At 59.4% G+C, this 21,855-nt stretch carries 17 protein-coding genes and 3 pseudogenes; 11 read left to right on the top strand and 9 right to left on the bottom strand.

The window, feature by feature from the left end; translation table 11 throughout:
- Positions 1-34 precede the first annotated feature (34 nt).
- The gene (locus RBJ75_RS13870) at positions 35-760 is read right to left on the bottom strand and encodes a PRC-barrel domain-containing protein (protein ID WP_044404425.1); all 726 of its coding nucleotides are present in this window, start codon (positions 758-760) and stop codon (positions 35-37) included.
- A 119-nt stretch (positions 761-879) separates the two neighbouring features.
- On the opposite strand from RBJ75_RS13870, the gene RBJ75_RS13860 reads away from it, so the two are divergent.
- Positions 880-2,267 (top strand): IS3 family transposase gene (locus RBJ75_RS13860; protein WP_411194523.1). Its coding sequence is split into 2 segments (ribosomal slippage): positions 880-1,221 and positions 1,224-2,267, totalling 1,386 coding nucleotides; the frame shifts between segments, so codons are not numbered across the junction.
- Between the two features lie 499 nt (positions 2,268-2,766).
- Here the strand turns inward: RBJ75_RS13860 and RBJ75_RS13855 are convergent.
- Positions 2,767-3,741 (bottom strand): LysR family transcriptional regulator, encoded by a 975-nt coding sequence (locus RBJ75_RS13855; protein WP_044404416.1) that lies wholly within the window; start codon positions 3,739-3,741, stop codon positions 2,767-2,769.
- 833 nt (positions 3,742-4,574) lie between these two features.
- Here RBJ75_RS13855 and RBJ75_RS13850 point away from each other — a divergent pair.
- From RBJ75_RS13850 to RBJ75_RS13820, 7 genes and pseudogenes are all read left to right on the top strand, one after another.
- Positions 4,575-5,288 (top strand): hypothetical protein, encoded by a 714-nt coding sequence (locus tag RBJ75_RS13850; protein WP_044404952.1) that lies wholly within the window; start codon positions 4,575-4,577, stop codon positions 5,286-5,288.
- Positions 5,289-5,785: 497 nt separating this feature from the next.
- Complete coding sequence (locus RBJ75_RS13845; protein ID WP_044404943.1) at positions 5,786-6,241, top strand: hypothetical protein; 456 nt, start codon at positions 5,786-5,788, stop codon at positions 6,239-6,241.
- A gap of 272 nt (positions 6,242-6,513) precedes the next feature.
- A pseudogene (locus RBJ75_RS13840) lies at positions 6,514-6,826 on the top strand (arsenic resistance protein); the annotation flags it as partial.
- A gap of 448 nt (positions 6,827-7,274) precedes the next feature.
- Positions 7,275-8,396: a sensor histidine kinase gene (locus tag RBJ75_RS13835; protein ID WP_044404949.1), complete on the top strand. Its 1,122-nt coding sequence runs from the start codon at positions 7,275-7,277 to the stop codon at positions 8,394-8,396.
- Positions 8,397-9,849: 1,453 nt separating this feature from the next.
- Positions 9,850-10,026, top strand: coding sequence for a hypothetical protein (locus RBJ75_RS13830; RefSeq protein ID WP_160297895.1), 177 nt, complete (start codon positions 9,850-9,852; stop codon positions 10,024-10,026).
- Positions 10,027-10,078: 52 nt separating this feature from the next.
- A complete protein-coding gene (locus RBJ75_RS13825; RefSeq protein ID WP_044404938.1) occupies positions 10,079-10,303 on the top strand; it encodes a DUF6894 family protein in 225 nt (74 codons plus the stop codon).
- A 494-nt stretch (positions 10,304-10,797) separates the two neighbouring features.
- Positions 10,798-11,001, top strand: coding sequence for a hypothetical protein (locus RBJ75_RS13820; protein ID WP_044404935.1), 204 nt, complete (start codon positions 10,798-10,800; stop codon positions 10,999-11,001).
- 157 nt (positions 11,002-11,158) lie between these two features.
- Here RBJ75_RS13820 and RBJ75_RS13815 read toward each other — a convergent pair whose 3' ends face one another.
- From RBJ75_RS13815 to RBJ75_RS13805, 3 genes and pseudogenes are all read right to left on the bottom strand, one after another.
- On the bottom strand, positions 11,159-11,305 hold the full coding sequence (locus tag RBJ75_RS13815; RefSeq protein WP_160297894.1) for a hypothetical protein: 147 nt from the start codon (positions 11,303-11,305) through the stop codon (positions 11,159-11,161).
- A 33-nt stretch (positions 11,306-11,338) separates the two neighbouring features.
- The gene (locus RBJ75_RS13810; RefSeq protein ID WP_276156467.1) at positions 11,339-13,540 is read right to left on the bottom strand and encodes a sensor domain-containing diguanylate cyclase; all 2,202 of its coding nucleotides are present in this window, start codon (positions 13,538-13,540) and stop codon (positions 11,339-11,341) included.
- 733 nt (positions 13,541-14,273) lie between these two features.
- A pseudogene (locus RBJ75_RS13805) lies at positions 14,274-15,257 on the bottom strand (oleate hydratase); the annotation flags it as partial.
- 88 nt (positions 15,258-15,345) lie between these two features.
- Here RBJ75_RS13805 and tnpA point away from each other — a divergent pair.
- The 3 genes from tnpA (at position 15,346) to tnpC (ending at position 17,748) form a co-directional block, all read left to right on the top strand.
- Positions 15,346-15,744 (top strand): IS66-like element accessory protein TnpA, encoded by a 399-nt coding sequence (tnpA, locus tag RBJ75_RS13800; protein WP_044417910.1) that lies wholly within the window; start codon positions 15,346-15,348, stop codon positions 15,742-15,744.
- Positions 15,741-16,088: an IS66 family insertion sequence element accessory protein TnpB gene (gene tnpB, locus RBJ75_RS13795; protein WP_044417912.1), complete on the top strand. Its 348-nt coding sequence runs from the start codon at positions 15,741-15,743 to the stop codon at positions 16,086-16,088. The genes tnpA and tnpB overlap by 4 nt, the downstream gene beginning before the upstream one ends.
- A gap of 124 nt (positions 16,089-16,212) precedes the next feature.
- The gene (gene tnpC, locus RBJ75_RS13790) at positions 16,213-17,748 is read left to right on the top strand and encodes an IS66 family transposase (RefSeq protein WP_276156906.1); all 1,536 of its coding nucleotides are present in this window, start codon (positions 16,213-16,215) and stop codon (positions 17,746-17,748) included.
- Positions 17,749-17,795: 47 nt separating this feature from the next.
- On the opposite strand, the pseudogene RBJ75_RS13785 reads toward tnpC, so the two are convergent.
- The 4 genes and pseudogenes from RBJ75_RS13785 to RBJ75_RS13770 all read right to left on the bottom strand — a co-directional run.
- Positions 17,796-18,590, bottom strand: a pseudogene (locus RBJ75_RS13785) (oleate hydratase); the annotation flags it as partial.
- Between the two features lie 681 nt (positions 18,591-19,271).
- Positions 19,272-19,505, bottom strand: coding sequence for a hypothetical protein (locus RBJ75_RS13780; protein ID WP_080900865.1), 234 nt, complete (start codon positions 19,503-19,505; stop codon positions 19,272-19,274).
- A gap of 153 nt (positions 19,506-19,658) precedes the next feature.
- Complete coding sequence (locus RBJ75_RS13775; protein WP_044405764.1) at positions 19,659-20,327, bottom strand: TetR/AcrR family transcriptional regulator; 669 nt, start codon at positions 20,325-20,327, stop codon at positions 19,659-19,661.
- A gap of 19 nt (positions 20,328-20,346) precedes the next feature.
- A complete protein-coding gene (locus RBJ75_RS13770) occupies positions 20,347-21,852 on the bottom strand; it encodes an efflux transporter outer membrane subunit (RefSeq protein ID WP_044405762.1) in 1,506 nt (501 codons plus the stop codon).
- Positions 21,853-21,855 lie beyond the last annotated feature (3 nt).

Below are 21,855 nucleotides of genomic sequence, written 5' to 3'. Positions count from 1 at the left end.
GCGGGCGGCCCCCAGGAGGGCCGCCGAGTGGTGCTCAGCGCGCCCCGAACAGGGTGTCGTTATGGGTTCGCCATTTTTGATCAGACAGCCAGGCATAGCCTCGGTCCGGCATGAGCGGCACGGCCTTCATCATCTCCTTGGAAATCGGCAGAAAGAAGCTCGAGCGATCTTGCGAAACCATAAGAGATTTGATCGGCACAACGATACTGTCCTGGCCCGCCGTGAAGAATCCACCCGAAGCGACGATGGCATAATCCCGACCGTCTTTCGTGCCGAATACGATGTTTCTAACCTCGCCCACGATCTTGTCGTCTGAGCTCCGGACTTCTGCTCCGATCATTTCGTCGGTCCTCAAGCCCGGCGTAAGTTCATCGATTCTCAGGAGCGGCTTGGCGTCTTTCTTGTCGCGACTGCCCAGCGTCGCCCCGCGATGGACTTTTGGCTCGCGAGCGCTGTTTTGCTTGTCGGCCTCTTCTTCGTCATTGTCTCCCAGAGAGCCCATCGGCGGGCCGGCGATCAACTCCCGGATGTTCGCAAGGAGACGCTCACAATCCTCATGACGCCCATACGATCGGAGCGTGAATGCGGCATCGCGCAAGCTCCGCAAGTCCCGCACGGACTGACTGTTGGCCGGCCCTCGAAGGCGGGGGTTCTGCTGAATGGCCTCTTCCAATCTGGCGTCGGCCCCCCGTGCCAATGAGAAGTGGAACACCTGTCTCGGGCAATTTAGAGTACAGGTAGGACATGAACATGGCCGCATCGCTGAAGTCTTCTTTGAATGGATTATCTGGTTCTTCCGGCGAGACCGTCGCGGAAGGAGCCCGAAGGGCGACTGGAGAGGCGGTCTCGCCGGAAGCGGCGCGTCTTGACCCGGAGGTCGTGGCGATCGCCAGGCGGCGCAAGTTCTCCGAGAGTGAGAAGCGGCTGCTGCTCGCCGAGGCCGAGCGGTGCAAGCAGGCCGGTACGCTGGGGGCATTCCTGCGGCGCGAGGGCATCTACTCCTCGATGATCTCGACTTGGCGCAAGAAGGTTGGTGGGGCCGACCGCGCGGCGCTGGCGCCAAAGAAGCGTGGGCCAAGGCCGGATGGATCGGCACGACAAATCCAAGAGTTGGAGCGCGCCAACGCTCGGCTGCGCCACAAGCTCGAGCGCGCCGAATTGATCATCGACGCCCAAAAAAAACTTTGCGTTGCCCTGGATCTGCCGACGGCGGACGACCGCAGCGGGGACGCGTGATGCAAGCCGTCGCTGAACTCGCCTCCGTTGTCGGTTTGACGAATGCGTGTCAGGCCTTCGCGCTGAACCGCGGCTTCGTGTACCGCGATCGCAACCGGCACACTGCAACAACGCCGCAGCGCGTATCGCGGGCACGGCCTCCGTTGGCGCTCTCGATTGCCGAGCAGGATCTGTTGCTGGCCGTTCTCGACAGTGAGCGCTTCGCCGACATGGCGCCAGCCGCGGTCTACGCCACGCTGCTCGATGAGGGCTGCTATCACGGCTCGATCCGCACCATGTATCGGCTGCTGGCGGCCCGCGGTCAAACCGGTGAGCGCCGGCGTCAGCGCGTCCATCCGCCCTACACCAAGCCCGAGCTCCTGGCGGTCCGGCCCAACGAAGTGTGGTCCTGGGACATCACCAAACTGAAGGGGCCGGCGAAATGGACATGCTTCCATCTCTACGTGATCCTCGATATCTACAGCCGATATGTCGTTGGCTGGCTGATCGCTCATCGGGAGTCGGCCGAGCTCGCCGAGCAACTCATCGCCGATACCGTGGCGAAACAAAACATTTTGCCCGGAACGCTGACGCTCCATGCCGATCGCGGCACCAGCATGCGATCAAAGGCCGTCGCCGCGTTGCTCATCGATCTCGATGTCGCCAAGACCCACAGCCGCCCGCACGTCTCGGATGACAACCCGTACTCCGAGGCACAATTCAAAACCCTGAAATACCGACCCGACTTCCCGCAACGCTTCGGCTCCATTGAGGACGCGCGCGCACACTGCCGACGCTTCTTCCAATGGTACAATCACGAACACCGCCACGGTGGAATCGGCCTGATGACCCCAGCCACCGTTCACGATGGCACCGCCGCGGCGATGACCAGAAAACGCGCAATCACACTCGAGGCCGCCTTCGTGGCCAACTCCATCCGCTTCAAGGGCGTCGCCCCAAAGCCGCCAGCTCTCCCGACCGCGGCCTGGATCAATCCGCCGAAAAAACAGCCAGAACCGCTAGCAGCCGAACCCGTTTGCTCACTAATCTAATGACAACGGGTGTTCCAATGTCATTGACACGTTCCGCGGCGATCTCGCATTCGGCCCTGGCTGCTGCGATTCCTGCCGTCCCGAAGAGGAAAGCTATAGCAATGACTTTAACGCTGAACATAACTCTAAATCCGCTGAGAGATTGCGATGCGCCCTTCGAAATCGTGACGACTTCGATGGCGCCGCCGAACTGCACATGCATGCCGGTGTGTGGACATCAGCTGCCATCTCGGCAGCCTAATTCGAATGCCCCGACTGCTCGATGGTTCCAATAACGGAACACCCTACCTTATGCTGATCCGACATCCTTTCACCTTTTCATCCTATCTTAACGAAAGGGCCCGTGTCGCTTCAACGAACAGCGCGCATTGATTCTACGGGCATTATCCGCCGCCGCGGTCTTAGCCCAATCGCGGTCGGAAGAATGCCGTGCGAAAATGAGCCGTATCCGGAGAGCGTAGTCATTCGAGTCTTTGCAAAGACACGACGAAATCCATCATCAAATGCCGAGTAGTCGGCCCTCGGACTTCTGCTGAGCCAGCGCGAGAAGATGAAGCAACGCTTGGCAGCGATTGTGCGGTGACCAGAGCGCACTGAAGGTGATTAATTCCGTTTCGTCGAGAATGGGCCGGAAAGCAACACCGGGAAACGGTACTTGCGCTGCCGCTTCGCTGGTCAAGGTAATGCCATAGCCTTGTGCGACCATCGACATCAGCGTGTCCCGTTCGACATCAAAGCGCTGAATGCGAGGTTGGCACCAATGGCCGGCGAGGCGCAGCACAATATGGTCGTGAACCTGAGGCCCCGGACCACCGGAGCGAGCCAGGAAGGATTCGCCGGAAAGTGCAGGCCACGTCACCCCTTCCGCTTCGGCAAGAGCATGCTGCTCAGGCAGTACGACGAAGAGGGCTTCGGTCCATAGCGGTCTTGAATGGCAATCGACGACCCGTGGCACACCGACGACGAAGGCGACGTCGAGCCGTGCTTCGCGGACCGCCCGGATGGTGTCGCGCGCTCGCCCCTCCATGATCTGCAAATCGACCGTTGGATAATGTCCGCGAAACTGCCCCAGCAGCTCTGCGAGATAGCCCGCAAAAATTGAAGAGTATAGACCAATACGCAGCCGTCCCCGCTCTCCTCGGGCAATCGCACCCGCCGTCCTCACAGCATGATCGAGGTGCTCAATTCCAGTAGCGACGTGTTCGAGAAAATGCTGCCCGGCTTCCGTCAACCGGACGCCGCGGTGACGTCGCTCGAACAGCTGAACACCAAGCTCCTGTTCGAGCTGTTTGATTCGCGTGCTAACGGACGACTGACTGACGCCTAAAGCATCGGCCGCGTGACGGAAGTTCAAGTGCTCGGCCACCGACAGTGCCTGCAGCAAGGCCACCAGCGGAACGCGAAGTCCCAAGGCAGGCTGGGTTGCCGCGCCGGCTGGGCGAGCTTTAACTAACGAGGAAGTGCGACGCCGCATTGCAATACTTCCAATTGTCGTTGCGCATGGTGCTCGGCTTTCTGCTACATGATCGTCGTCAACTTCGATTGAGAGGCGCGGTAGGTCATTGCCGATGGAAATTTGACAATGTCCGTGTCCGGTGTCGAAAGTCTGTTGAGAATTAGCGTTTTCAAAGACTACGTAGTAGCTAATTCAATCGGCATTAAGCAGAGCTTTCACCGCGCGTAGGAATCAACCGGGAGTTTCTAGAAATCTCCTAATTTGATTGGGGTGGGTCGATTACTTCATGTCGGTATTGTCCTTGCGTCGGACCTGGCGAGTGCAACCATACCTTCCGAAATAGCAGGACATGTCTGCAGACCCGTCCTGATATCGTTGCCATAGACGGCATTCTTGCGCCGGGAGAACGGCGAAGATGGACACCTGACTCCCGATCATGACGAGTCTTCGGGAGCCACGCGCCGGAACTTCAATGGGTGCGCAATGTCCGCGGATTTGGGCTCCCATGTTGCTTCTCGATCTCCTTGCTGTCCCCTGAGTGTTGCGCAACGTCCAGGTGAGACAATGGGCCGGGTTGCCTAGTACCGGCGATCCGGACGCCCGGGGCGGGCGCCAGGCCAGCTGGCTGCGATCTCGAATTGTCTGGACAATCCGCCGATCTCACCGAACGGTACGGCACACGCTGTGCACCACGACGGTCAACGGGCGATCTCTTAGAACGTCCGATTTGGCGAACTCCTTTCGAGCGACTTAACGAATTGCTCACACAAGCGGCGCAGCTTCGTCTCAACCGAACGCTGAATGTTGGCTGCTTTGCAACCGTTGGACGGCGACCGAAAAGGAAGATGACCATGAGCGCCATCGCTGCTGTGAATTCATCCGCAACCAGTGCCGTGGCTTCGCTCTTGAGCAATGCGGCATCTGCCGCCATCGCTGGCGGCACGTCGGCAGGCGCAGCGAAGGCAGATCAGGCCACGTCATCGGCCAGCGGCAATCCGGTCGATATCGTCGATCTTTCCGACCACGCTAAGCAGACGTTAGCGCGTGCCAAGACGGAGCAGGTCGCAGCCGGAAAGCTCTCCGATCTGGTGCAATCCCTGCAGAGCTCCGGCAGTAAGAACCCCGCCTCGAAGCCGAAATCGGACGATGGATCTTCGCTTTTCGACAAGCTGATTGCGCAGCCGCAGACGTCTGACAAGACGACGTGGGAGGCTGGCTCGAAATATGGCGATGCCTCGATATCGGATGCCGATCTTACGACAGAACTCAAAGGCTCGTTCTTGCAGCAGGCAGATGCATACGACAAACAGGGTTTACAGCCAGAAGTCGGCCAGGCTTTGAGGGACGCAGTCAACACCGGTACTCTCAAATTCCAGAAAGCCTCCGATATTCCTGACCTCAATTTTCATTCGACCGTGACCTACAGCGGAGTTCCCGGCGGCCTACAAGGCGGGGGTGTCGCAACTGATCAGCATCCGACTGGAGCTACAAAGGTCGCCATCGATCAAGGAACTGCCATCGCTGCGTGGACGGCAGATCGTGGTGACGTCTACATCACGTGGTAGATCACGAGCGGCAGTAAATTCATTGAGCTACAACACGTCCGTTCGCAACTGTCGCCCGGCCAGTGCTTCAGTCCGTGTTTGGATCACCAGCACGGGCGCGAACTTCAAACGAGACTAACAAGATGTCCAGCATTGGCGCAATGGGTAATTCACTCAACAGTTACGTATCCCTGGCCAAGAGTGATGCAAAACCGACCAATTCGAACTCGTCGCAGGCGCCTGGTTCATCGGCGTCGTCTAGCAGTGCTGCGGCGCCGGCAACGGTGCTATCACTGTCCACAGACGTCTCTGTGGTCGCTAAGCCCTCCGGTGCTACGACAAAGAGGTTCGCGGATGTGATTGTCGATGCACGTGCGACGCTGAGCGCCAACGCCGCAAAGATGAAGGCGAATGGTCGATCGTATGATATCAGCACGGCTAACTAGCAGGATGTCGATGACGCATTCGCAGGACTTGACCGACGCTCGCTCTATGCCATCGCCAGCAACAACAGCAGCTTGTTCACGCAGGATGAGCAGAAACAAGCCCAGAGCATCATGTCACAGCAACTGTCTGATGCCATGGGACTCGCTAACCCATTTAATCACAGCGACCCTGCCAAGGAGTACCTCGCTGGTGTCCGTTTCCTTGATGCTGCCAGTCCGGAAGAAAAGGCCAGCGACAATTGGCGCGTCAATCGCGCCATCGCTCAGACCGGTTACGAATCGGCCTTCGCTCAGGCTCGCGCCGGGCAGAAGCCTGCCAACGTCGATAGCGGCGATCCGGTCGTGAACATGCAAGTGCAGGCGATCCACAATGCCGAAGGAACGTGGAGTTCCACGACGGATGGCTCCTACGTGACCGACATCAGCAAGATCACGCTGTTCAGCGACGGCAAGTATGATTCGGCGCTTCAGCAGGCGCGCAGTCAGAATGCTCAAACATCGAAAAGTCGGGTCGATGTGTCCGTATGAAGCTTGCAACCTAGAATTGTCTCGCGGGCCGCAGCGGTGTCTAGATGTTCGTTCGCTCTCCCGGGGCGCGACCTTGGGGGCGGATGTGGCCGACCCGGAGCCGACCGGAAGCTCAGCGGGTGGGAGCGCGAGCTGACCGGGTGATCGGGGCCGCGGCACGGCAACGCGACCGCGCCTGACAGAACGGAAGCGGATCAGCCGACCGACCCGCCGTTCAAGTCAAATCGGGCGACCGTCGAGCGGGCAAGACCATGGCCATCCGATCGCTGGCGATCACGCTTCTCGCCATGCCGATCCTGATCCAGGTCTATATCAATGCCGGGCTGGCCTATATTCTCAATCGCATTGCAGGCGAGCAGCATTGCGTCGCCGGCCCCTCGGCGCCGATCGGCGCGTCTCTTTCGAGTTGGCGGTGGCCGCCGCCATCGGCCTGTTCGGCTTCCACTCGGGGGCTGCGCTTGCCCCTGTCGTCGATGTGCTGATCGAGGTCCCGGTGATGCTTAACGTCGTCTGGATCGTGAACCGAACGAGGACTGGTACGAGCGGGGCGACAAAGTCGCAGTGATTGCCGAGGCCCACCGTTGATGCCGAGCGATCTTCTTAATGTCGTGGTCGATAGCCTCGACGTGCCGACGATCCAACGGCTGCGTGCAACGTGGTCTAACGTCACCGCGATGCGCTAATCTTCGACGGGACCCAATCCCCTTGTATGCGAAGGATTCCCAAATGAGGTCACCTGATCCACTGGACCTTTCACATCACTTCGTAATAAACGGAACCGGACGCATCTCCGGGTGTTTATTTGTATCCCCGGACTTCCTTAGGGGCATTGGCGGTGACCGAGAGTTGGGTAGTTCTCCCGCCTTCGCAGAGTGCACCATGTCATCCCTCCCATTTGCCGCTTCATCCGAAACATATATCGCAAAGGTTGCGTCGCACTCCGATCCTTGCCGCGCTGAATCATAACAATCGCCCAATCTGACGCCAGACGATGCAGCTAACTCGTCTGATCTGCAACTTGTGAGAGATGATCATGCGCCTGTCCGAATTCATCCGAGAAAACCCTGAACCCATCATTGCCGAATGGGAGACCTTTGCTGGGACGCTGAACCCGGCTTCAGAAGCGACTAGCCCCCTTTCACTTCGCAATCACATCAACTTCATTCTGGAGTTCATTGCGGATGACATCGACAGCCCGCAGACGGAGGCCGAGCAGATTAGGAAATCGCATGGCGAGAAGGCGAAGCATTCCAAGGACAGCGTTGCAGAAGTTCACGCCGCACTCCGACAGGCCGGCGGGTTCAATATGGATCAGATGGTCTCGGAGTACCGCGCGCTACGCGCGAGCGTTGTAAAGCTTTGGGGCGCGGAGGCTTCCGAGACAACTCCGCAGGATATCGTTGATTTGACGCGGTTCAACGAGGCCATCGACCAGGAGTTGACGGAGTCCATTAGCTATTACTCCTCGAAGGTCGAGCACTCACGCAATCTCTTTCTAGGCATACTGGGCCACGATCTCCGCAACCCGATTGGCGCAATGACAATGTCGGCCGAGTTGATCGGGCGGATAGGCTCGCTCAGCGAACGCCAGACGATGCTGGTCTCACAGATTTCCTTAAGCTCGGCCCGTGCCATGGAAATTCTCAATCAACTGCTGGACCTGACGCGGGCCCGCCTCGGGTCCGGCCTGAAAGTAATTCGGAAGAAGATGGATATGGCGTTCGTTGCCCGGCTTCTCGTGGACGAAATGCGAGCTGCTCATCCGGAGTGCGCATTCACAGTCAACGCGTCGGGCAATACGGAAGGACAATGGGACAGACCGCGAATCGGCCAGGTCTTTTCGAATTTGCTGGGCAACGCCGTACAGTACGGTTTCAAGGATCTGCCAATCAACGTCGCCATCAAAGGCGAAGCTGATGATGTCATTGTCTCGGTTCACAACGACGGGGTACCAATTTCTCCAGGTGCAATGGTGGGAATATTCGACGCTCTGGTACGGAGTGCGGTGGGTGAACAAGCGCACCTTCAGTCGAACAATTTAGGATTGGGACTCTATATCACAAAAGAGATTGTCAGCGCGCACGGTGGAACCATAAAGGTCACATCGTCAGAGAAGGACGGCACCGTTTTTACTGCAATATTTCCCCGCGCATAGTTAGCCTAGTGCGAGCTGCGCGAAGAGCAATTTGAACTCCCATGGTCGAGGATCAGCGGGCGTTCTGATTTCTGCCAAAGCCCTGCGTCCATCGATTCAAGTCCGCGAAGCGCCGGAACACCACCGGCAGTTGATAATCGCTTGCGACGCGATTCGAGTGTTCGCAAGATCGGTGGAGTTGGAAAGAAGACCTGCGTCCTTGATCGCATACCTCCCGCCCCTTCTGGACATCACCAAATACAATTGCAGCAACCACTGAGACGCGAGTAATACATGCGATAGGCGGAGCAACAATAATCAGTGCCACTTAGATTATCATGCATGCCACGGGACAAGAAACCTGCCTGTGCCAAGCAAATAGAGCGAGGTACTCGTCGGTGTGCGCTAATACGCGGTCATCGATAGGCATATGTCGCCTAAATGCTGAACGATGTGCGATGATCGTGCCGAGGAAAGGACCCGGAAATGAGAGCCTTGGATTTATTGGCAAGTTGCGCCGCAAGCTCTCTGCCAGCGGCCTATCGATCACGACAGGGCAATGACCGTCATATTTGCGGCGGCGGAGCAAGTTCAGAAATGCGGAAGTTTGATGGCGTGACCCTTCCGATCTGAAGCCGCTGGGCGTCGCCCTCCGGGCCGGGCCGGGCCGTCCGCTCCACTGAAGCCCGCTTTGCTGGTCTTCACCCTACGGGCTTTCGCCCCTGACGTGGCATCCGCGGACGCGATCCGCAGTCTACTCTATCCCCGGTATGCATTGCAAAGCTGATTGTCAGTTGCCCTGCTGCGAGACCGTTGCTCATGCTCTTCGATCTTCTTCCGATTTCTTAGCGAAGCTTCCTGCTCTCATATCGTCGCCAGTGCCGGCCCGCTCAAATCTCTTCGGAGAGGACCACGTTGCAAGTGTAGCAACGGTAAACCCGGATTTCGGGGCAATTCCGAATAGCGGCAAGCTTACCGACAAAAACCATCTCGGCTTCGCACTTCTTGCAACGGGGACTGGTCGCTGTTCTGAGTAGTTCCACCGCATCAGTCCCTCTCGTGATCCCAAGGCGAGGTGATGCCGCTGGCAGCTATGAATTGCTCGCTGTTGCCGCACTTCTGGCAATCAAAGGTCCAGACATCAAATCCTCGCTTAGCTGACTCGATGCGAACCAGCTCCAATAGTGAATTGCAGACCGAGCAGTTCGGGCGATCAGTTGGGGAGTTCGACACGAGCAGAACCTTGGTCGAGGCGAGGGCGCTACCATGCTCTCTGTCACCGATAACAGCCAAGGGCACGCGTGGTGACGGAGCAGACTATTCAGCGGATGGCGCGATAGCGAGTCATTTCAGTGGCGTCATCCTTCAATAACTTCGCCGGTAGTTCTACCGGCTATTTGTATCCTTTTTATCTTGGTCAACGACGCATCGTAAGTTTGGCCATCTGGTCAGTGATCGCTCTAGAGAATCGGCTATGGCCACCATCGACACCGTGGACACTCAATCAGTCAATAATGATGAGTATGTGGACTACGCCGAGCATTGTTTGAAATTGGCGAAGGAATCTACCGATCGGGAGTCGCGCGTCATTCTGCGAGAAATGGTGGCGGAATGGCTACGTCTGTCAGAAGTCGGCGTAGAGGATTCTTAAGTCGGAATTCCGACAGACAGACAGACGCCACGCCATTGTCATAGGTGCTTCAATGTCCGTCTATCGCTTCCGCATATTCCATGACGAAGATACAGACTCGTTGGGGCAGGAGATTGATCTTCCCGACGAACGAGCTGCGTGGAGGGAAGCGTGTTTCCTCTGTCGCGATCTAAGTCGTGACATCTTCACAGACGCCAAGCCGGAGTGGAAACTCGAAGTGACCGACGAGAGCGGCAAGCCGCTTTTCAGGTTCCGATTCCTCGCTGAGGTTCTGTAGCGAGCGCAAATCGGCAATGGCTCAGCCATTCCTCGTCGGTGACGTTGTAGGGTCCCTTGATCAAGTCCACGGAAGTTGAACTTATTCGGTCGATCAGTTCAGTTCCACAGGTTTCGCACTTGAAGGTGAGGACATCCTGCCGGCCGAATATGGCCGTCCGGATTTTGTTGAGTCCCATCACTCTCGGAGCTTCGCAGTTTGGACAATAGTGGACGACAACAAACTGAATGTCATCCGCTTTGACGGACGCAAGCGTTTGAAGCATTTTTAAATCCTCTTGACGAGGCGGAAGGTTCGAGCTTCCATCGCCAGTTGATGCCAATGGCCGGCTGACGATGGAACAGTATTGGATCGCCAACTTCCCCAAAAGATGTCTCAAACAGCTCACTCTCCAAAAAATTAACAATAGGTCAGCAGGCTGCGGGGATGCTCTTGTGGCTCCGTGAACTTTTGATATCGACAAGGTATTCGAATAGGGCGAAAGTCTGTGCGCGATGATCGACGACACCCGCGAGGGAGATCGGATCGTGGAAGATTTGATCCGTGACGAGAATATGAAGCTCTATCGGCGTCTCCTGTCAGAGAGCACCGACGAGGAGCAGCGCCGGGTCCTCTTGGTGCTCCTTCGATTGCTTGTGGCGGAACAGAACGAGGACTGCCGATCCTCGCCACCGGCATTCCCATCCGCACCGCATTAGGCGTCCGTCCGCGCGCTTGCGTCGCCATGCCATCGATTCCAGCCATAGTGATTTGAACGGCTGTACGGAGCTGGCGCGGCGATCTTGGGGGGATCCGGAGCCGTTCGCGACCGTTAGCGGCCGTCAGAGACAGTCGTCTGGTTGCGACCTGATATTCTCAAGCGAGTGTGTAGTCTGCGCGCGTGCCGATACGATCCTGACGCTGCTCGAATGCCCGATCAAGTCCAAATTGCTGCAGCGTTGGATCGAAGGGCCCCTGCACGGCTCGAGGTGCGGCAGAGATCTGAATGATCTCTGGAATCATTCAACGGCTCTCATTGCGGGCTACGGCTCATCTTCATCGCAGCTCAAGCGTCGGCGCCAGATTCGAAGACGCAGGGGCAAACTCGACCCGGTTGCGACCATTTATCTTGGCGCGGTACAGCGCGTTGTCCGTTCGAGCTAGGAGGGTCTCCACTGAGTCGCCAACAACAAAGTCGCTGACGCCGAAGCTACAGGTGATGGTCCCGACGAGGTCGAAGGTTGCCTGTGCAATCGCACGACCCAGCTTGTCGGCTACGAGACAGGCCGTCATGCCATCGGTGGCGGGCAGCACAACGACGAATTCCTCTCCACCCCAACGAGCGAGGAGGTCTGTCTTGCGAATCTCGCATGAGACAATCTCAGACAACTGGACAAGAACACGATCGCCGGCCTGATGGCCGTGGACATCATTAACCTCCTTGAAGTGATCAATGTCATAGACGATCAGCGCGAGCTGGGTCCCGTAGCGCTCCGCCCGGATTAACTCATGACCGAGGACAAGATCGAATTTTGCGCGGTTGAACAGCCCGGTGAGCGGGTCGGTAGTAGCCTTGACCTCAAGATTGTCGGCAAGCACCTGCAAGTCTGCGCGGCGTTGCATCTGCAAACTCTCTCGAACACCGTGTTGCTTGCCAAGGAAGTGGAACAATGTGCTGAGCGCCAATTGCAAAGTGATAACGATGCCAAGGAAACGGCTTGCAAACATGCCGGCCAGCGGACTGACGATCAGCATCGACCAGTCACTCTGTGGGATAGCGCCCCGCAACACATAGCCGCGGCGGCCGTCGAACGTGGTCCAGGCGGCCGTCGTGATCTCACTCGCGAGCATTGGCGGTCCGCCAGAAGCTCCGAATTGCTCGGCAAGCGTCACGCGGGTACGGACCGGCCACAGCGAGCGGTCCAGGGTATTCGGGCGGTTGCTCAACATCACCGCGCCATCGCCATCGACGAAAAAGAACGGCCGATCGAAGCTCTGCAAGCTGGCATTCAGCTTGTCGAACGACTTCTTCAGCATTGCGACGCCGATAACCTCACCATTCTCTCGGCGGATCGGATAACTTGCCACATAGCCCGCCAGACCGGTCTCCGCGTCCTTCACAAACTGACGACCTTCCCCGCCGGCTATGGCGGCTTGGAAATACGATGCGGCGGCCGCATTCGGCGCACCCAATGATTTCAGTTCGCGGTCATCGGACGACGCAACGACTGATCCCGACGCGTCCAGGATCTGTCCGAGCGTGGCGCCCGAGGCATCGACATTGCGGCCGAGCACGGTCTGGGCTCGAACGGCGCGACTGTCGTCGGTGAGCAATGACAGCACGGCATGGGAGCCCGACAGTGCCTTCACCATTGCCTCCACCGTGGCAGTCTCGCCGCTGAGCCTGGCGAGAAGTAGGTTGAGATCCCCTTGTGCCTCAGCTTCAATGTTGTCCTTGTAGATCCTGCCCAGGAAGTCCGTAAGCGCCCAGCCGCCGACGAAGACCACTGCCAGCGCCGCCAGCGTCGTGAAAAAATGCCGGCGCAGATAGGTAGTGTAAAACATCGAGTCGACGGTGACAGCGAGCAATCGGCCCCAGACCGACCACAATGTCACGGCCAATGCGGCCGCCAAAAGTCCCCGCACCAACTGAATCGGCACGCCGGTCAACTTCATGAACCAGATCTGGTTGAGCGCGCTTGCGGGCCAGAAGTCTCCCGCTGGAACGATGAGTCCGGCCGCAATACCATAGAGGCCGAAGCATAATGCGGCGCACAACACCAGCGGCCGCGATACGATTTTGAGTGTTCGCGCGTGGATTGTCAGGACGGCACAGGTGCCGATTGCCCCAACGAATCCCATCGCATACCGCGCTGCGATATTGGCACTGACCTGGCCATGGACAACGCCAATAACTGCAATCGTCGTCAGAAATGGGATATAGACCGAACGGCCCGGTAACTTGGCGCCCAGCCGGATTGCTGCGAGGCGCGAAAACTCCAGCAGAAACAGGTATGAGACCGTCATTGCCGCGGTACGCAGCGCCTGAAAACTGGGAGCGTCGTCGATGACCAGCGCGCTCAGATCGAGCCATTCGCTGCCACCGTGGAACACGCCGAACCATCCCAGCAGATCGATCCTGTTAGTCCTGGCTTCGGCGCCCCGGGCAACCGAAAAGCACACTGTACCGAGCAGAATAAGAGCAAGGCCATAGAAGAAGAAGATGAAATCGAGCTGGGCCGTGAGAAATAGACTCATATGTTCCCGCACGGTGTCACCCAGGTAAATTGTAGGCTCGGAATGAGCCCTTCATATCTTTGGAGGAGGCTGGTTAATGATGCTTTTCGAATAGCTGGTTCCGGAGGGGACTGGTGTATGACCCGCTAACGAGATCGAAGGCAGCCACGCCTCCTTCCTATCCTCCCGAGTCGCTGCGCTCAACCGCCTGCGTCATTGCACCGATCGCGCCATCCGTATCGCGGATCTGACCGCAGTTGCTATAGGCTGGGAACCGGGTCGGATCGAGATCATCGACGGCGCGGCGGTCTTGATCCGTATTGAACTCGTGCAGGTGCTCCGTTCGAGACCTGAGCGGGTCTATGACGTCCGCTGGAAGAACCGCACCGAGGCGAGGCGGGTCGTTGGGGCGGTGCCTCTTGGCGCGGGTGACCTGGTTGAGATAGCGACGTGCGATCTGCGATCGATGCGGCCGGACGACATAGACGACGGCCCGTTCGGAAAGGAGCCTTTTCGCCGCGGCGGCCTCTTCTCGCTGGGCGGCTCAAATGTCTCCGGACTGCAGAGCCGGCGTAAGTCGCGACCCATGATGCCGCAAACCGGATCGCGAGTGTGGGGGCTCGATGGCGCTTCGCCTTCCAGCCGATGGGTGATGATGGCCATGCCCCCGTGTCTCCAGCGGCGGGTCTGCTCTTCTTATCGTTGTCGGCCATCCATCACCTTCCGCTGCACCAGCGGCTTGTTGGCTCTTTTCTCATTCCGAGATCAGGTGAAACTCCTTGAGCAGTTCCGCGATCTCTGTCCCCTCGAGCTTCTTCATCAGCAGTTTGTGCAGGAAGGACGGTCCGGGAAGATCGATGCCCTTGCCATCCCTGAGCGGTCCGATCGCCGCCAGCAGTGTGCGGATGTCGTAGGTCGAGTTGAACACTTCCGGTACGCCGCGTTCGACATTCATGAGCGCGTAGACCGCCTCCATCGGCGTGCGCACCGAGTATTCCGTCGTGAAGATGCAGTCGCGCTGCTTCGACTCGGCGAACTGGCCGATGAAGGCGAAGTTGACGGTGCCCTCAGGAACCACGTCCGGCCGGTCGCCCGCCTGGCGCGGCATGAAGAAGGCGGTGATATAGGGCATCATCACCGGCACGGTGTTCGCGCCCGCCGCGGCGAGTTCAGGGATATCCTCGACCGGCACGCCGAGGTGATAGAGCCACTCCTGGGTGATCTCCTCTCCGGTGCAGTCCTGCATCGGCTTCTTAACATAGTCACCGGGCCCGTCGACGAACAGCGCATAGAGCCAGGCAATCATCTGGTCCTTCGGCTGCTTCTTAAAATGCGGCTGGCGATGGACCGCCCAACTCATGAGCCAGCTTGAGTCCTTCACCGTGACGATACCGCCGGTGACGATCTTGCCCGTAAACGGATTGCGTTTCGCAATTTTCTCGACGTACTGCGGAATGCGCTGGTCGAGTGCGGTGATGGTCGCCGACGCCCATTTGGTTTCCGCGATATGGGCGCCGAACACATCGGGGCGGCCGAAGGCGGGATCCTTGGCGGCGATGCGGCGCCACAGATCCCAGGCCGGTGCGGGGCCATCCCTGAGTTTTGCCGGGGTATGGTGATCGCCATTGTCAGAATTCTCGGTCAGCGATCCGATGGTGATGAATACGAGATCGTCGCGGCCAAGATCGACGCCTCCTTCGATGCCCTTTTCGGTCCAGTGAATCCGCGTCGCTTGTTTGGTACGCATCCGACGAGCGCCGCCTTGCCTGACGCAGGGTAATTCGCGAAGCGTGTGACCTTAAGTCTAGCTTTAAGGTCATCAAGCGATGCGGGTCGAGGTTTTGGGCGGGTTGGAACGGCGGCGGCGGTGGTCACCGGATGACAAGGCGCGGATCGTCGAAGAGACGCTTGCGCCAGGGGCGAAGGTGACGGAGGTTGCGCGGCGCAATGGCGTTGCGGCCAGCGTGGTGTTCACCTGGCGCCGGCAGGCACGCACAACCGAGCGCGTCGGTCCCTGCTTTGCACCGGTGCAGATCGCCGCTACGGTGACGGGCGAGGACAATACGAAGCCGCCATCCGAAGACGATCGCCGGATGAGGCCGGTGCCGCCAGCCAGGCACGGAATGATCGAGATCGATCTTGGCAACCGGCGACGGGTTCGGGTCGATGCGCAGGTCGACCCAGAGGCGCTGGCGCGGGTTCTCGACGTGCTGGAGCGCCGATGATTGCGATCCCTGGCAACGTCCGGGTGTGGCTCGCGACTGGCCACACCGACATGCGGCGCGGATTCCCGAGCCTTGCGCGGCTTGTTCAGGAAAGCCTGCAACGTGATCCGCATGTTGGCGATCTTTACGTTTTTAGAGGCCGCCGCGGCGATCTGATCAAAATCATTTGGCATGATGGCCAGGGCGCGTGTCTGTTCACGAAGCGGCTGGAGCGCGGCCGTTTTCTGTGGCCGTCGCTGTCAGATGGCGTGGTCACGATCAGCGTTGCGCAGCTGTCGTATTTGTTGTCGGGGATCGATTGGCGGATGCCGCGGGAAACCTGGCGTCCACAAGCAACTGGGTAGTTAGCTGTGACTATTTGACTCAAGGGGTGGAACGGGCGCGACTTCCAAAAGCGGCTGTGGTTGAATTGCCGTTGTGACGACGCAGCTCGAACCACTTCCCGATGATCTCGCCGCCGCGCATGCGATGATCCTTGCGCAGCGCGAGCAACTGACATTAGCCAAGAGCGAAGTCACCGTCGGCCGGTTGGAGATCGAGCGGCTGAAGCTGATGCTGGCCAAGGCGCGGCGCGAGCAGTTCGGGCAATCCTCTGAACGCGGCAAGCTGCTGATCGAGCAGCTTGAGCTTGCGATCGAGGACCTCGAAGAGACGCAGGCCGAACAGGCGACCAAGGCTGAGATTGCCGCGCCAGAGGCCGCCAAGGAGAAGCGTGCACAGGCTCCACGCCCGCCCCGACGCCCGCTGCCGGACAATCTGCCGGTCGAACGGATCGTCGAGCCCGCGCCCTGTGCCTGCGGCAAGTGCGGCAGCGCCCGGCTGCACAAGCTCGGCGAGGTGGTGTCGAAAACCCTCGAATGCGAGCCGCGGCGCTGGAAGATCATCGAGCACGTCCGCGAAAAGTTCTCCTGCCGGGACTGCGAGGCGATCACCGAGGCGCCGGCGCCCTCGCACCCGATCCCGCGCGGCTTTGCCGGGCCGAGCCTGCTGGCGATGGTACTGGTCAACAAGTTCCTGCTGCATCAGCCATTGAACCGTCAGAGCAAGACTTTTGCCCGCGAAGGGATCGAGATCGATGTCTCGACGCTGGCCGACCGGGTCGGCGCCTGCGTGGTGGCGCTCGCGCCGCTGATTGACGCGATCCGGACCCATGTCATGAGCGCGGAACGCATCCACGCCGACGACACCACGGTCCCGGTGCTGGCGAAAATGAAGACGGTCACCGGCCGGATTTGGACCTACGTCCGGGATGACCGACCGTTTGGCGGCAGCGATCCGCCGGCGGCCTTGTTCTATTACTCACGCAACCGGGCTGGCGAACATCCGCAACGCCATCTGGCCGGCTATGTCGGCCTCATGCAGGCCGATGCCTTTGATGGATACAACCAGCTCTACAAAGCGGGCCGCAAGCCGGCGCCGATTCTGGAAGCGGCGTGCTGGAGCCACGGTCGCCGAAAGTTCTTCGACCTGGCGAAAACCGGAGAGGCGCCGATCGCAGCCGAGGCGGTGCGACGGATCGACGAACTGTTCGCGATCGAGCGCACCATCAACGGCAAAGCACCGGAGCAACGGCTTGCCATGCGCCAGGAGAAATCCGCGCCGATCGTCACCGACCTCGAAATCTGGATGCGCCAGCAGCGCACTTTGCTCTCGTCCAACAATGACACCACCAAGGCGATCAATTACCTGCTCAACCGCTGGGCAGCGTTCACCCGCTTCCTCGACGATGGCCGCGTTTGTCTCACCAACAATGCTGCCGAAAGAGCTCTGCGTGGCGTTGCGGTCGGAAGACGAAATTGGACCTTCGCCGGCTCGGATGCGGGCGGTCACCGCGCTGCTGCCGTCTACGCGCTGATCGAAACTTGCAAGATGAACGACGTCGATCCGCAAGCCTGGCTCGCCGATGTCCTAGCCCGGCTGCCGGATCATCCCGCCAGCAAGGTCGCCGACCTGCTGCCGTGGAATTGGAAGGCCAACCAACAGCAGAGCAGCGCTGCCGCCTGAGAAGCCATCGGCGGTAGAACGCGCCTACCTGGGGTCCTGGTCGGATGCGTACCTTGTTTGCGCTCCGCCTGGATGTCGAAATCGACATCGGTAACCTCGACGCCGTAGCGGAAATGGACGCCGTGATCCTGCAACCACTTCACCAACGGCAGGACCATCGATTCATACTGGTTGTAGCGATTAAACTTGAGGGAGGAGAAGTCGGCGAGACTTCCGATATGATGGATGAAGCGGTGGAGATAGAGCTTCATCTCTAGCGCGGAATGCCACTCCTCGAAGGCGAACATGGTTCGCCAGTAGAGCCAGAAATTGCTCTTGAGAAAATCCTCGCTGAAGACCTCGTTGATCCGCTTGTTCTCCATCTCCTCACGAGTCGCAAGAAAGACGGAGAGGAGGTCCTTTTGCGCCCTGTCGTTCAGCGTCAGCAGCGTCTTGTCCGGTGCGTCCTGACCCTGGTTCTGGGTCGCGCGTTGCAGTGAGAAATTCGGATCGTCCTTGTTGAGCCGGTAGAATTCGTCCAGCACACTCGCATCCTCGACCTCGAGCGAGGGGATCGAGCGATAGAGATCCCAGAGGCATTCGAAATGCTCCTCCATCTCGCGGCCACCGCGGATAACGAAACCCTTTTCGGGCACATCGAGGCCATCGAGCGCGCCGCCGGGAATGTCCAGCTCTTCGAGGATGGTGATGCGTTCACCGGCCACTCCACCGTCGCGGATGAGGAAGGCCGCGCCAGCAAGTCCCGCAAGACCCGAGCCGACGAACCACGCTGTCTTCCTGTCCGCGCCCTCCGGTTCTCGGGGGCGGACAAACGCTTCATAGTTTCCGCTGCTATAGTGCATGGCGAACTCCTTCTTTGTTGAGTTGTGATGGGGCAGTCGATGTGCCTGTAGCTGTAGAAGCCTTCGCCGGACGCGATGCCGGGCTAGCCATTGTCGCTGGAGCTTGCCCTCTTCCGGGCCGAGAGGCGTGGCCAGTCGCGCGCGTGTTTGCGAGAGCCTCTCGTCGCTGATGTCGCATGCGATGACAGCGAAACCGATATAGGCGGTCTGGCTCGGAGGGCCTCGGACCTTACGTACTCTTTGACCCCAATCGCGGCGGCTTCGGCTCCGTGGTGCGCAGCTCTGGGCGATGACATCGGAGGCGAATTTCACGACCTTAATCGACTTGCGGCTGTGATCTAACATCGATTATATGATGCCTGAAGCGGACCTCATTGCCTCCCTTACTGATCCTCCCATATTCGGCGGATCGAAACTCCCCCAGTTCAGCGAAGCCCAGAACTCGCGGTAGCCAGCGCCGTCTCAAACGGTCGGTTCGACAAACATGCTGTGTGGCTTTCCAACGATTTCGGAGAGGGGGCGCACCCGCGATGCGACTACCAAGCCTTCGGGGGTGCTTGAGACTTGTAGGTGCGGCAAGTCATTCCGATTACCGTGGCTGCGATCCCAAGCACAAGTCCGGCCCATCTCTTGCCTGACCTTAAATCCGGGCACCGATAGAAGCGGCGGAGGTCGCCGCGATTATTTTGACTTCGGTTTATCCTCATCAAAGATCGCGCGGCAGGCGGGGGTGAGTTGTGGGATTCGTCTTTGCATGCATAGCGTGATCTTGTCTCGATCCGGAACGAACTCGGAGCAAAGCCTCATGGCGTCGTCTTTGCAGGCAATCTCTTTCTCCGCTTCGGTGGAGCCGGCGTGGGCCCAGGTCGGTGCGATCAGACAGATCATCAGGATGCAGCGTGTCGCAATTGCCATCGCAATCTCCAATAAGAAACGGTACGGTATCGTATCAAAAATGCGCGAGGCGTTGAATCGTTCCTTTGAGAGTGAGCCCACCAGTTTGCTTCACGTGTATGGAGAGGAACGCGTCAAGCTGACGTCAGCTCGCGCGCTCATGGGGGGGCTGGACTAGTCGGAGCGCGAGCGAACGCCGTTGAGAAATAGATCGATCGACTGTTGCAATCGCTTGAGCCGGCCGCCTGACAGGCGGCGGCCTTCTACGCCGAGCGCCACCATGCGCATCGGCCCGACGATCACCGCGTAGAGAAAATGCTCGGCTGCATGATGCGTATCGATCCGGTCGAGCGTGCCGTCCGCGCAGGCTTGATTGAGAATTTTCTCTATCGTGCCGACCGCGCGTGGCACCGCGAAATCATACAGAATGCGGCCAAGTTCCGGAAATCGCTCAACTTCGGCGGTGACGATCCGGTCGAGGGCGATGGCGTCCGGTTCGCAAGCGATCCGAAGTATTTCACAGGCGATCGCTTCGAGTTGATGCCGCAGCGGGCCCACCACGGCAGAAATGGCGTCCATCTTGGCCATGCGTTTTTCGACAAAGCGAACGACCACGGCCGTGAATAAATCCGGCTTGCCGCTGAACCGGGTATAAAACGTCCGCTTTGAAATCGCCGCTTCGGCTGCGATGGTGTCGATGCTGACCGCCTCGAAGCCGGCGCGAAGAAAAAGCGTGGTGGCCTTGTCGACGATGTGCTCGGTGAGACGGGCAGATGCTTCGAGGGAGGGGCGTCCACCGTGACTCTTCCGAACTGGAAGGGGCGATTTCGGCGGATGGCTCATGAGGTCCTTCCATGGACAATTATTGATCTGGAACTTTCGACGAGGCGACTTCGAGCACGGGGGCGTCCGACCATCCCAATCCCAAGCTCTTTTGCAGCGCAATGTAATCGTTCATAAGTTGAGCCTGCGCCTGTGCGAGGCTTTGAACTGTCTGGAGCCGTTGCCGTTCGACGTCAAGCAGATCGATCACGCTGACGGTACCGGCGCGGTTCCGCTGCCGCATCAAGTCGGCGGCTTTGTCGGCCGACGCGCTGGCGCGCGCCAGTTTTGTCACCTGGTTTCGCTGGTGACCGAATCGTGACAAGGATGATTCAGCGTCCTGCAGCGCGGTGAGGACCGTGTTTTGATACTGCGCGATAGCGGCGTCGGAGCCTGCTTCGGCCTGCCGAATACGCGCGAGCGTCCGTCCGAAGTCGAGCACATTCCACTGCAGCGTCGGTCCGACATTGCCGATCAAGGAGCCCGCAGTCCCAAACACGGCGGTGGAGGTCGATAATGAGCCGACATTCCCGAGCAGCGTGACGCGGGGGAAATAGCCGGCTACCGCCTGTCCGATCTGGGCATTGGTGGCGGCAAGATTTCGTTCGGCTTCGCGGATATCGGGTCGCCGCCGCAGCATCCCGGCGGGGTCGCCGATGCGGAGGGGGCGTGGCGGGACTGGAACGGGCCTGGGCCGGCGCAGCTGGGAGTCGAGCGTGCCTGGCTCCAGCCCAACCAGCACCGCGAGCTGCCCGCGGTTCTGGTCGATAGTTGCGCGCAGCGGGTCTGCCATCGCCTCCGTACTGGCCAACTGCGTGCGCAGGCGCTCCAGATCAAGGTCGGAGGTGGTGCCGCCGCCCAAGCGCTGAGCGGTCAGATCGATGGCTTCCTGTTGCAGCTTGACCGACTGCAAGGTCAGATCAAGCCGATGCTGCGCGTCGCGCAAACCGACATAGCTCTGGGCCACCTGCGCCGCGAGTTGGACATGGGCATCGGCAAACCGCGCGACCGCGGCGTCGGCCTGCGCGACGGCCTGTTCGGCAGCCCGTTGGCGACCGCCGAAGATATCGATCTCCCAGCTTGCATCGAAATTCGCATCGTAGAGATCAAGGTTGGTGCCATCGGGAATCTGGCCAGCGATGGCTTGGCCACCGGCAACATTTTCGAGACCGCGGCGGGCGTCTCCGAGCGGAATCCGATTATGCAGATAGGCGCCCGCCACCGATCCGCTCGGCAGCAGATTGGCGTATTGTTCCCTGGCACTCGCCCGTGCCTGACGCACCCTGGCCTCGACGATCTGGATCGAGGGGCTGTCGGCAAGCGCGCGTTCGATCAGTTCGGTCAGCAGGGGATCGCGGATCGCCCGCCACCAGTCCGCCGACGGCTCCAGGGCGCGGGCGCTGGAGCCGAGACGTCGAAAGCCCTGGCCGATCTCGGCCAGAGGCGCAGCAAGCGGCGGCCCGGCATAGTCAGGACCGACCAGGCATCCGCCGAGCGAGGCGGCCAGCGGGAGAAACGCAATGCTGCGAACAAAAGCTTTGACCATACT

It is taken from the genome of Rhodopseudomonas sp. BAL398, from assembly GCF_033001325.1.
Classification (GTDB): domain Bacteria; phylum Pseudomonadota; class Alphaproteobacteria; order Rhizobiales; family Xanthobacteraceae; genus JARJEH01.
This window is presented reverse-complemented; position numbering and strand designations above follow the sequence as displayed.